We start from the raw sequence: 12,016 nt of genomic DNA on the forward strand, positions 1-12,016 counted from the left end.
CGGCCGCCCCTTCCCGCCCGCTCACCCGAGCCCGAACTGCTCGCGCAGCAGGGCCTGATGGAGCCGTACGGTGCGCCCGTCCGGCAGCGTCTCCAGGACCTGGACGCCATCGTGGTTGAGCAGCTGACGGAGCACCGCGGCGAAGCCGTCGGCGCGGCCGGCCGGGTGGCCGGCGCGCTGCGCCAGGGCTGTCACCGGCAGGGTGCCCGCGTCGAGGAGCGCGGCGACCGCCCGCCGGAACTTGGTCATCTCCCGCTCCTGCGGCCTGCGCGCCAGCAGTTCGGCCTGGCTGCGCAGCGCGTCCGAGGCGAAGAGACGCTCCACCAGGGCACTGTCCGCCACGCCCTGCTCGGCCGCCCCCTGCTCGGCCGCCCCCTGTTCCGCGGCCCGGACGGAGGGAACGGAGGAAGCGGGAGGGCCGGCGGGGGCCGGGTCCGGCTCCGGGGCGACCTCGAAGAGGGGGGCGTGTGTCGCGGCGAGCTCGGCCCGCTCCTTCGCGGACCGCTGGGGGCGGGCCGGTTTCCGCACCGGCGCCGCGGCCTCGGCGCGGGCGGGCGGTGCCGGAACCCGCGGGCCGGGGACCTGCGCGTCCGCATCCCACCAGGACGGCCGCGGGTCGCCCAACTCGCGCCAGTCACGCGGCGGTTCGGCACCGAATGGCAGGAAGGCCAGCACCGGGATGGCGAACTCGGCGAGGGACGCGCCGCCGTGGTAGCCCGCCTTGCGGGCGGTGTAGCGGGTGTCGGCGTCCCACAGGGCGACGATCGACGCGCCCGGCTCCGGCCACACCACACGGGGCCCGCTCAGCTCGACCTCGGCGGGTCCGAGCGGCCCGCCGGGGGCGCGGTGCCGGGCCGATGCCGCGGCCGCCGCCTCCGCCTTCGTGCCGTGCCGGTCCACGACGTGCCCGTGGTCGCTGGTGATCAGGACGGCCATGCCCTGCTCGGCGGCGACCCGCAGCAGGTCGGGCAGGCCCGGGATGTGCTCGGGACGCCAGGTGCCGTCCCCGAGCTTCTGTTCCTTGGCGAGCCGGTCGTCGATGGCGTTGAGGACGACGGCGACGTGCGTGCGCCCGTCGGTGAGCGCCTCGGTCAGCGCCGGGCCGAAGATCTCCCCGGCGGTGCCGGACCGCAGGTCGTCCTTGTGGAACACGGCCGCCGGCCGGCCGCCCCACAGTCTCAGCGTGGGGAACAGCCGCTTCTCGTCCGCCTGGGAGCCGTTCGTCAGCGTGCCCGTCAGCAGCGAGGTGCGTGACACGGCCGTGAGGGTGGGCAGCGCGGCGGCCATGCCCCTGCGCTGCGGCACCCCGTCCGGCAGCGGATCGAACTCGGCCCAGGAAGCCCGGAGTTCCCCGGCCAGCTCGGCCGCGATCGCCGCGCTCATGCCGTCGAGGACGAGGAGCAGCACGCGCTGTTCGCCGCCGCCCCGCACCAGGGGTTTCACGATCCGGTCCAGGAAGGTCTCCACCGTCAGCATGGAGCCCGGACGGGTGCCCGCCGCGGTCCAGCCGGCCAGGGTGCGGGCGAAGTGTCGGTCGATTTCGTGCCGCCGCTCGCGGGTCCGGGCGGCGAGCGTGTCGTAGGCCGCCTTGAGCACGGGGTCGGGGTCGCCGCCGGCCTCGATGTGCTCCAGCGCCTGGTCCACCCAGCCCGTCTCGGCGATCTGGCGCCTGATGCCCGCGTCCACCGTGTCGCAGGCGGCGGGCGGGTCGGTGGCGAGCCACCGGGCCAGCCGCAGCCCCATGCGGGTCCGCTCGACCCGGGGCCGCAGCTCGGCCCGTACGGCACCCTGGTGATCGTCCAGCGCGCGGACGGCCTCCACGGCCGCGCCGAGGGCGCCGGACGCCAGCGCCCGCCCCACGGCGGTGAAGCGGGCCGCCAGGCCCGCGGGCAGCAGCGGACTGGTCCGCCCGGCCGCCTCGGCGCCGAACTGCCGCAGCAGGACGGACGCGCGGTCCAGCAGGGTGTCGCCGGTCCGGCGGGCCTCCCGCGTCTCCTCCGCGGCCTCCGCGCCGGAGCCGGGTGCGCGGGCCGCCATGGCCAGCAGGGTGCCGGTGTACTCCTCGCAGGCCCGCCCGTACGCGGACGCCGGCGCGTCGAGCTGTTCACCGGCGGCCGGGGGCTGCTCGCCGAACCAGCGCTCGGCGCGGCCCCGGGCCCGGTAGGTGTCCGCGTCGGCGGGCGCGTGCAGCCACAGCGCGCCGCAGACCAGGCCGAACGCGACCGCGTCCGCCCCGTGCCCGGCCTCCACCAGGGCGAGCAGCGCCCGGCCCGCGAGACCGACCTGGTCCTCCTCGCCGAGGAAATCGGCCAGCCCGGCCCGCTCCGGACCCCGCAGACCGAGCAGCAGGTCCGGGCCGCCCGGGGTGAGGGACCAGCGCAGCAGGGTGTGCGGGTCGAGCGTGCCGCCCACGGCGGCGCCCGGGGCCCGCGCGGCGCCGGTGTCGTCGCCACCGCCGAGCCGCAGCCGCCGCGTCGCCAGCGCGGACAGGGCGGTGCGCCGGGACAGGATGCCCCCGGCGAGCGAGGGCCAGCCGCCCGGCGGGGTGGCGTCGAGCAGGGCCTCGGCAGCCCATCCGGCGTCCCGCAGCCGCTGATCGACCTGCACGGCACCGAACGCCTCGCGGACCAGTTCGAAGCTGTCCACGGTGTCGATGCGCAGCTTGTGGACGCGGGCCAGGATCGCCGGATCCAGCTCGTTCTGCTCCCGGTCCGTCAACACCACCAGTACGCGGGGGCGTTCGCCGCCCGCGGGGGGCGCGGCCCCGGCGCCGAGGTGGTCCAGAACCAGCTCGTGCACGGCCAGGGGCGAGGGCGCGGCGGCGATGCGGGCCGTGTGCCCCTCGCCCCACACCGGTTCGGCCGGTCCGTCCCACACGGGCTCGGACCGCAGCAGGACCACGCGCCGACGGTCCCCGCCCCTGAGGGCGGCGGCCAGCGAGGTCTGGGAGGACAGGTACTGGGTGACGGTCGCCGGGTTGAGCCGGATGGCGGCCGACCCGGCCGACCCGGCCGACCCGGCCGTCTCGGCCCGCCGGGCCGCCGTCCCGTCCGTCCCGGCCGCGGTCCCGGCAGAGGTGGCAGCAGCGCTCATCAGTCCACGACCCGCCAGCTGATCTCGACGGTGGCACCGGGTTCCAGCGCCGCCAGCTCCGCCAGCTCCGCGTGCAGTTCCGCCGCGGCCCGCGCCGCCGTCGTACGGCCCCCGCCGGACCGCCGCGCCCGGCCGGCCGACCCGTCCGCACCCGGCCCGCCCGCGGCCGCCGCGCCCGCGGCCCGCGAGGGCTGCGCCGGGATCCCGGGCACCGGCGGGTGGCTGCTGGAGCCCGCGAGCGAGATGTCACCGGGCCCGGGCGGCGGCGGGACGGGCGGCGCGGGCGGCACGGGCAGCGCGGCGGCCCGGTTCCGCTTCACCAGCGCCAGCACCTCGCGCTGGGTGCGCGGCAGCGCCTCGTGCAGCGGGGAGGTGCGCTGGTCGCTCCGGGCCGTGTTCCGCAGCGAGTCGAGCAGCGCGAGCCCCTCGGGGCCCTCGTTCGGCGCCAGTTCCAGGGTGGTCCAGGAGGCTTCCTCCAGCGCCCGCGCCACCGTCCGCGCCTGTTTGACGGACGTTCCGTACCGGTCGGCCGACACCTGCCCCAGCGGGAACGACGCCAGCGCCTCCACCGTCTTCTTCGCGCCCGCGGCGCCCTGGCCGGCCGCCTGCGTCAGGGCCTTCAGCAGATCGAGAGAGCGCCGCGCGAGCGCGAGCCGGCCCGTCTCGTCGGTGTCGTCCAGCTCCAGGAAGTCCGCGTGCGTCTCCAACTGCCGTACGAGGTCGGCGGCCGGTTCATGGTGGGCCCGGGCCAGCTCGGTGATCCGGCGGGCGAACTGGTTGACCATCCGGCCGCGGCGCAGCGCCGGCGCCTTCTCCCCGAAGACGGCCTCGAACCGCCCCCGGGCCGTCTCCCAGTCCTCCTCGGACGGCAGCGGCTGGCTGCGCAGCGCGTCGTGGTCCTTGATCTGCGCCGGCTCGGGTGCCGGGTCCAGCGGCATGCCGCCGCGCACCCACACCCGGTCGTCCATCTCGGCGAAGGACGAGACGACCAGTCGGGCGAGGAAGCCGGGCAGGCCGCGCGGATCCGGCTCGTCCGTCCAGTCGGTCAGCGTGATCAGGCTGAGGTCGCCGGTGGCGCCGCGTTCGCGGGCCAGCTTGCGGAAGTGGTCGGCCCAGTACAGCGACAGCTCGAAGTACGCCTCCTTCTGCTGCCCGAGCCGCAGCGGCCCGGCGAGGCGTCGCATCAGCTTCCGGTCCGGGCCGGGCACCTCGGTGCGCCGGTCGCGCGCCTCGGCGGCGGCCCGCACATGCGTGAACGCCTTCCGCGCGTCGGCCGGTTTCACGACGGTGCCGGTGGCGTCGGGGTCGAGGTCGGGATGGTCCGGGTACTGGCTCGCGAGCAGCTTCCCCGCGATGTGCCGCAGCCCCTCGTGCATCGAGTGCCCGAACGACAGGGTGAGCGCGTCGACCTCGCGCAGCGCCTGGAGGTGCTCGGAGAAACCCAGTTCGACATCGGACGCCTTCTTGGCGGCGAGCCCGTACGCCTGCTTGAAGGCGGCCTTCAGGTTCCGCAGCAGCGACTCCCGCTGGGTCTGCAGCAGCCCCCGGGCGCGGGCCCGGTTGTCGGCGTTGAGGTGTCCGGCGTAGTGCCCGTTGAACCGCTGGTCGTCGGCGAGCGCCTTGTCGATGACGACGAGCCGCCGGAAGTCCGCGTACCGCTGCGCCGACAGATGCGCCGGAAGCCAGGCCACGGTGCGGGACCGCTCGCCCTGCTGCCGCTCCCGCAGCCGCTGGACGCGCATGGCGTCCTCACGGGGCCCGTACTCGCCCTCGTCGTACGGCAGATCGATGACGATCCGCCACAGCCCGTCCTCCTGGGGGACCAGTTCGTGGTCGGGCATCCGCTCCTCGTCGGCGACGTTGCCGAACACGACCTCGGCCGTGCGCTGCGTCCCCCGCCACACGAAGTCCAGCCGGGCGGACAACTGCCCCTGTTCGACGCCCAGCTCCTCGACGAGCAACCGCCTGGCGAGCGATTCCCGGTTCGCCGGGTTGTCGTTGACCTGGGCGTTGGCGATGACGGAGTCCACGTCCACACCGGACAGTTCGAGCCGCACGCCCGGGTTGGTGTCGTTGCCGGTCTCCTTGATCTCCGGGAAGCGGCCCGCCCACTCGGCGACCTTGTTCTTGAGGATCCCGTACTCGCGGCCGGGGATCGGCGCGGTGACGGAGCCGTAGTTGAGCGCGGACAGCCGCCGGATCGTCAGATCCGACAGCGCGGGCACGCTCGGCGCCAGCGCGGACAGCAGCAGGGTGCCGATGATGCGGTTGTCGCCGGTGAAGCTCTTCACCCGGCCGCGCAGCCCCGGATCGGCGAGGGAGCCGGGACCGCGGTGCGTGTACTGCTCGATGTCCTCCTCGCTCACGTTGTGGGTGGCGAGCAGGTACGGCCGCAGCTTGGTGCGGTACAGCTTGTCGGCGGCCTCGAAGACGACCTTGAGGCTGTCGGTGAAGGGCTTGTCCCCGCCGGCCGTGATGAGGGGGTAGAGGTCGCCGACGGGGATGAGGTCCCCGAGGCGCAGCTCGTCCCGGTGGTCGGCGAGGAGCTGGCCCATCAGCTTCATGCCGGTCCGGTTCCGCTGGAGCGCGGACGACACGTGCACGAGGGTGTCCATGAAGGCGGGCGAGAACGGATACGTCAGCCGGAAGCTCTCCTCGTCCGCGCCGACGCCGCCGGCGCCCCGCTCGGAGCCCAGCAGCGTGTCCCACACCTCCTGCCGCACCGTGCGCGTCTTCTCGAACTCCGCGTCGACCAGTGCCTCCGCCTCCGGGCTCCGGGGGCGGAGCAGCCGGGCGCGGGCGATCTGCGGGAGGTTGCGGTCCTCCAGCGTGATCTTGTCGAAGCGGCCGGACGCCTGGTTGAGCGTGTCCTGCACGGACGCCTCGGCGGCGCCCGACAGCTCCTCGCCGACCAGCTCGCGCAGGTCCCGCTGGCGGGCGATGAACGACACCACGGGTATCGCCCGGCGCGCGTCGGCGCCCTCCACGAAGTTCGTTATCTTCCCGGCCTCGCGCCCCACGAACTTCTGGTCGTGGATGAGCGTGGCGAGCCACAGGATCAGCTCGTCGAGGAAGAGGATCAGCCCGTCGTAGCCGAGCCCCTTGGCATGGGCGGCGATCACGGACAGGCCCGCGTCCAGCGAGATGAACCCGTGCTCGTCCTCGGCGGCGTTCCGGGTGAAGCCGGGCAGCAGATGCGTGCTCGCGTCCTGCACGAGCCGGGCCCGCAGCTCGGCGGGGGTGGACGGGCTGACGAGGTTCAGCGCCTGCCCGGACTCGTGCACCTCCTCGGCGGCCAGCGCGGTGTCGAGCAGAGCGCCCGTCCAGGCGAACGACTCGCCCCACTCGTCGTCCTCGTCCTCGGTGCCGGCGTCCGGCCCGTCGGACGGGGCGAGCCCGTCGATGATGAACCGGTCGCCGTGGCGGGCCCGCAGCGCCCGGATGTCCTCGAACAGCGCGTCCGTCCGGTACACCTGCGGTATCGGCGCCTCCGGGTGCAGCTTCCGGACGTGCGAGACGTACCCGCCGAGCACCCGCTGCTCCATCGCCTTCGCGCCGAGCATGTGGTACGGCACCAGAAGGAACTTCTTCCCCTCCGTGGTCAGCCACGCGTGCTTGGTGAACAGCGGATCGAAGTCCTGCCGGGCCCGCGCCGCGGGCCGCCCGCTCAGCAGCGCGTGCAGCACGGCCATGAAGTGCGACTTACCGGAACCGAACGACCCGTGCAGATAGGCCGCCTTCGAGGTGCGCCCGTCGAGGGCCGTCCTGATCAGCCCGAGCGCCTCGTCGAAGTTCTCCAGCAGCCGCTCGGTGACCACGTAGTCCCGCAGCGCCCGCTCGGCGCCCTCCGGGGTCGTCGCCTCGGAGAGCTGGAGCACGAAGTCCGAGGTCGAGATCGACTCCTTGATGTCGAGGACATCGCGGAGCAGGGGCGGCTGCTGAGCCTGGGCCATCAGGGGTCTCGTTCTCCTTCCGGCACCGGGCCGTCGCCGGCGCCGCGTCCGTGCTGACAAGTCGGTACGGGCTTCCTGCACAATCTTCTTTCACCGTAGGGGCGTTGAGGACCAGCAGGACAGAACTGGAGCAGATCCGTCGTTCAGCCACGTCCAGGCGGGCGGCGACGGGGTGCGCTGTGCGCCTCCCCTCGCGCGTCTTGGCGCTCACCACGTGACGGTGCAGGGCCGGTTGATACGTTGATCGCAGGCCAACGCCGAACACAGATCGGCGAGTGGAGGGGGACAACATGTCATCGGACACCGGGATGCATCTCAACCAGCATCCCGCCGACCGCGGCGGCGCCTTCGGAGGCGGTCAGCAGAACCTGGCCTCGACACCCGCGCAGAAGAAGGCCGCAGCCAAAGCGATCGAGGACCACATCGAGCCGGATACCAAGAAGGCCGGCGACTACGCGGACGAGGCGACGTCCGGGGTCGTGAAGGCATTCGACGCCAAGGACGGGCACGGCTGGCTCATGTCGTCCTCGGTGAAAAAGGCACGCAAGACGTGGGACCAGCAGGTGCAGGCGTTGATGAACCGCCTCGGGGCCGAGAAGACCGCGCTGCGCAGCACCAGCAGTCTGTTCACGAACACTGACCTCGGCGTACGCGCCGGTGTGCAGGGAGTGCGCACTCCTTCGGCTCTGGACCAGTACTGACCGACCTGCAAGTGCTCCGAGCAACTGCGTTCAGACTTCGCGGGGGAATCCGGTATGCCGACGTACCACGAGATCATGACCACGGATCTGGGCGTGCTGATCACAGCCGCCGACCGTTGGAACGGCATGGCCGAGAAGTTGCACGACCAGGAAGTGGCCTACAAGCGAGATGTGCACGGCATCTCGCTGGGCGGCGGATGGCAGGGATTGAGTGCCCACGCGGCCACTGAGCGATTCGACATCACGCTGCGCGAGTACCGGTACGCGCAGAAGGAGGCCAAGGCCATCGCCTCGCTTCTACGTGACGCACACGCTCAGTACACCGATCTCAAGAAGAAATTGAAGACGGCCCGGAGCGAGGCGATCGCGGCGGACATGAAGGTCTCGGATCAGGGAGTGGTCGAGTACGACTACGAGAAACTGTCCGAGGGCGAGAAGGCCGCGCTGCACCACGACCCGGACTACCGGCAAAGTCTCGACAAGGCGGTGAGGTCCTGGCAGGACCGTATCGACAACGCGGTCAAGGCCGTCAACGACGCGGACAAGGGAGTGGAGATCGCCTTCCAAGGCGTGGTCCGGGACTCCGACCCTCTCGACGGCACTGTCAACGGCTTCAACGGCGCCGCCAGTGGCGACATCGAGAAGTACGAGGCCGACGAGCTCGCCGACATCGCCATGCGCATCGATTCCGGGGACGCGACCACACAGGACCTCCGGGAGGCACGGCGGGCGTTCCGGGACAATGCGAAGAACGAACAGTTCAACCAGATGCTCCTGAACAATCTGGGAGCGTCGGGAACCATCGAGTTCTCCAATGCGCTCAGCGACCGGATGCACGGCGGGAAGGACAAGAGCGTGTACGCCGGGCTCCAAGGCGATCTTGCCAACTCCCTCGCAGTGGCGACGAAGGACTCCGATTCGGCGTTCTACAAAAAGTTCCGTGCCGACATGCAGAAGGCCGGCACTCAGAAGTTCGATCTCGACGTCGCCGGGGACAAGCTTCGGGTCGGCCCCGGAGCCGGGCAGCAGGTACGCGGCTACCAGAGCCTCGTCACCCTCATGCAGCAGGGCGACGGCTACTCGGGGCAGTTCCTCCAGGACACGGCAACCGACATCCGGGCCGCCGAGGACGGGAGGCGGGGCGGAGATCCCGATATCTGGGACCTGCGCGGTGGATTCAGCGGCAAGCGCGACGGCTGGTTCGCCAACGACCCGCTCGACGGCGTCCTGGGCATCATGTCCGAGGACCCCGGCACAGCCACCAGTTACCTGGACCCGGGCCCTGACAGCAAGAACGACAATCTCGAGTACCTGCTCACGGAGCGGGACTGGAACCATGTCGACACCTCGAACTGGTCCGGCAACGTCGAGACCACCGGCAAGGACACCTTCGACAAGGACGTGCGCACGGGTCTGGGACTCGCCCTGGCGGCTGGTGCCACCGGCAACGTTCCCGGTGGCGAGGGGGAGGCGCTGGGACGGCACACCGCCGCGCAGACGCGTGTCATGCACGACACCATCAATCTCATCGACTACGGCCACCCGAACGGAAAGTCCGGCGAGGACGCCGAGCACCCGCGTGTCGGCAGGGCCGACGAGGTGCTGGCCGAAGACGACTACGCGGCACTCCGCGACCCTCTCTCCCAGGCCCTGGCCGACTACTCGCCGGACGCCGTCGACATCATCAGCGGCGACGCGCCCGGGGGCCGGTCCGGCAAGGCGGACTTGTACGAGAACGGTGACGAGTCGCAGCTCCAGAACAGCCGCAGCAGTCTGATCCGTATGATGCGCGGCGTCTCCGAGTCCGATGACACCACCAACTTCGAGCGCATCTACCAGGCTCAGCAGGGTTACATGTCGCAGGAGTTGATGGGCAAGGACTTCGCGAACGTCACCGCGGCCACCAATGAGGCCCGCAAGGTGGGTGAGGTCACCGGCGCCCTCAACGCGGTGGGCGGCGACGTCAAGATGGACATCCACGACGACAAGATCGGCAGCGCCACCGACACCCGGTTCTACGGCTACCACCTCGGCGGTGGTCTGGTGACCGGCATCCCGGCCATCGGTGACGCCGCCCAGCGACTCGTCGACGTCTCGCTCAACAACTGGCTCGCCGGAGTCCAGGCCGAAGAGGGGGCGCTCTCCAAGGAAGAGCTGAGCCGCGGGAACGATGTCGCTCAGGACAACCTCGACCGCACCTTCGACGCATGGGGCGAGGAACGCCGCATGGCTCCCGAGATCACGGAGGCAGCCGCTGGGGAGGCCCGGCAGAGCTACGTCGATGGTCGGCAGATAGCGTACGAAGCCCTGCGCTCCCGCACCTGATCACTGCATCCGCCATTGCTGTACACCACAAGGCAAGGAACCGATGAGCAGCACTCAGACATCCCGGACGCGGAAGAAGAAGCCGGTGTGGATCGTCGCGGGCGTCCTGGTCGCGGTCGCCGCGGTTACCTCCTCGTACTTCTGGTGGAACACGGACGTCCTCGGGGCGGGCTCGTTCTGCGACGGGAGGCTGGAAGGCGGCGATGTGCGGGCCGCGCTGGACTCCACCGGCAGGGTGTCCCAGGTGCGTTCTCAAGTCGACTCCAGCAGAGCGGAATTCACGTGCACCGTCGAGCGCACCAGTCGTTTCGGCGGAGGCGACGACCAGCGGATAACCGTCAAGACCCACAGCGAAGAGGGGGCGTTCCCCTTCACGACCGCCGTCTGGAAGAAGCCGGCCGCCCGCTCCTATTTCAAGGACGGGATGACGGGTGCGGTCTCCGAGACCCGTGGATATGTGGTTCTTCCCAAGTCCTGCTGGAACAAGGTCGGCGGGATCCAGGGGAGCCGGATCGTGCTCGAGGACGAGGAAGAGGGCGCGGTGGCGACCGTTGAAGCCGTCGTCGAGAAGGGTTCAGCGGATCGTGCGGGACTGGCCCGGCTTCTGACGCGCTCGGCTCGGCAGGCTGCCGAGAAGGCCGGCTGTGCAGCATCGGATCGCACCGGCGTTCCCGCCCTCGCCGAGCCGGACTCTTCGCGCGCGACGGATGTGCAGAATGTCTGTGGTCTGCCGGGGTTCTCGCTTCCCAAGAAGGCCGTACTGGTCGGTCGTGCCGAGCCGGACCGGGAGGTGGTGAACGGCACAGGCGCCCACACGTGGGCCTGTGACATGTATCTGACAGGTCCGGAGAAGGCGTATCTGTCCTTCGCCATGACGACAGACGCCTCTTTCGTCGAAATGGCCCCCAAGGGCGTAGAAACCTTCCGGGCGCTTCCCGGCGGCAAGGGAGTCGCTACCACCGACGAGGCCGTCCTGAAGTGCAAAAACAATGATGTCTACTTCGCCGCACGGAGTAGCTTCGAGTACGACAGGGCCCTCAAGCGCGCCGGTCGCTCCGCAACCGCCTATGTGCGCGTCTTGAAGAGCACATTCCAGAACTTCCTCGACGCAGCGGCCGACACCTACTCCTGCCCGCGGGTCGACCTGCCCTGACTCGGCCTGCCGCCAACCGTCCGATGCGTGCTCGGGTCCTGCACGAGCCGAGCCCGCAACTCGGCGGGGGTGGACGGGCTGACGAGGTTCAGCGCCTGCCCGGACTCGTGCACCTCCTGCGGCCGACGCGGTGTCGAGCAGAGCGCCCGTCCAGGCGAAGGACTCGCCCCACTCGTCATCGCCTCCGGCGGGTGCGCGCGGGCAGGTGGACGCAGGGACCGCCCAAGAGGCCCGCACCGTCATGCCGCGGCCGGCCCGCGCGTTCCGTCTACGCCGGGTCCAGGGAGGGCCGGGCCTTCAGCCCGCCGTTGTCCTCGCAGCCCAGTTCCTTCGCCATGGCCAGGGAGAAGGAGTGGGCGATGGTGGCGTAGGCGTCCTTCAGCGCCTCCAGTTCCTCCGCGTCGCCCTCGGGTTCGATGGGCCTGCCTCCGGGCTCGACGGTGATGGTGATGTGCCGGGGGGTGGGGCCGGTCAGTTCGTGCCCGTCGTGGCAGGCGAAGGTGACGAAGGCGACGTTCGGTGCAGTGCCGGCCTGTTCGCCCATCGGCAGCAGGGTGAACTTCCCGGCGGAGATGTCCTCCGGCGCACTACCGGACAGGTACCAGCTGACCCGCAGTTGCTTGAACGGAGCGTCGGTGGGCGGGTAGATCCGGCAGATGTCCCCGAACCGTTCCTAATCAGTGAGCAGGAGTGAGTCTTGGACCCATACCTGGTCACTGCGGACACCCCGAACGGTTTTGGATGTCCTGGTCGCCCGCGTACTCGTCGCGTCCGGCGGCACGGATCGTGTC

Annotated in this window: 6 protein-coding genes; 3 read left to right on the forward strand and 3 right to left on the reverse strand. The window is 71.2% G+C overall.

The window, feature by feature from the left end; translation table 11 throughout:
• Positions 1-21: 21 nt before the first annotated feature.
• Both pglZ and KBZ10_RS13985 read right to left on the reverse strand, forming a co-directional pair.
• Complete coding sequence (pglZ, locus tag KBZ10_RS13980) at positions 22-3,093, reverse strand: BREX-2 system phosphatase PglZ (protein WP_210987922.1); 3,072 nt, start codon at positions 3,091-3,093, stop codon at positions 22-24.
• A complete protein-coding gene (locus tag KBZ10_RS13985; protein ID WP_210987923.1) occupies positions 3,093-7,046 on the reverse strand; it encodes a phage resistance protein in 3,954 nt (1,317 codons plus the stop codon). The genes pglZ and KBZ10_RS13985 overlap by 1 nt, the downstream gene beginning before the upstream one ends.
• Before the next feature lie 290 nt (positions 7,047-7,336).
• Here KBZ10_RS13985 and KBZ10_RS13990 point away from each other — a divergent pair, with 290 nt between their 5' ends.
• From KBZ10_RS13990 to KBZ10_RS14000, 3 genes are read left to right on the forward strand one after another with little or no spacing between them, the layout of a single operon-like run.
• The gene (locus tag KBZ10_RS13990; RefSeq protein ID WP_247702333.1) at positions 7,337-7,747 is read left to right on the forward strand and encodes a hypothetical protein; all 411 of its coding nucleotides are present in this window, start codon (positions 7,337-7,339) and stop codon (positions 7,745-7,747) included.
• Between the two features lie 54 nt (positions 7,748-7,801).
• Complete coding sequence (locus KBZ10_RS13995) at positions 7,802-10,072, forward strand: hypothetical protein (protein WP_210987924.1); 2,271 nt, start codon at positions 7,802-7,804, stop codon at positions 10,070-10,072.
• 43 nt (positions 10,073-10,115) lie between these two features.
• On the forward strand, positions 10,116-11,225 hold the full coding sequence (locus KBZ10_RS14000) for a hypothetical protein (RefSeq protein ID WP_210987925.1): 1,110 nt from the start codon (positions 10,116-10,118) through the stop codon (positions 11,223-11,225).
• A 268-nt stretch (positions 11,226-11,493) separates the two neighbouring features.
• On the opposite strand, the gene KBZ10_RS14005 is transcribed toward KBZ10_RS14000, so the two are convergent.
• Positions 11,494-11,769, reverse strand: coding sequence for a hypothetical protein (locus KBZ10_RS14005; RefSeq protein ID WP_210987926.1), 276 nt, complete (start codon positions 11,767-11,769; stop codon positions 11,494-11,496).
• Between the last annotated feature and the right edge of the window lie 247 nt (positions 11,770-12,016).

This window comes from Streptomyces sp. F63 (assembly GCF_018070345.1).
Classification (GTDB): Bacteria; Actinomycetota; Actinomycetes; order Streptomycetales; family Streptomycetaceae; genus Streptomyces.

Coding starts and splice junctions, on each gene's coding strand:
- pglZ (WP_210987922.1), bottom strand. CDS start 3,093: ATGAGCGCTGCTGCCACCTCTGCCGGGACCGCGGCCGGGACGGACGGG.
- KBZ10_RS13985 (WP_210987923.1), bottom strand. CDS start 7,046: ATGGCCCAGGCTCAGCAGCCGCCCCTGCTCCGCGATGTCCTCGACATC.
- KBZ10_RS13990 (WP_247702333.1), top strand. CDS start 7,337: ATGTCATCGGACACCGGGATGCATCTCAACCAGCATCCCGCCGACCGC.
- KBZ10_RS13995 (WP_210987924.1), top strand. CDS start 7,802: ATGCCGACGTACCACGAGATCATGACCACGGATCTGGGCGTGCTGATC.
- KBZ10_RS14000 (WP_210987925.1), top strand. CDS start 10,116: ATGAGCAGCACTCAGACATCCCGGACGCGGAAGAAGAAGCCGGTGTGG.
- KBZ10_RS14005 (WP_210987926.1), bottom strand. CDS start 11,769: ATGGGCGAACAGGCCGGCACTGCACCGAACGTCGCCTTCGTCACCTTC.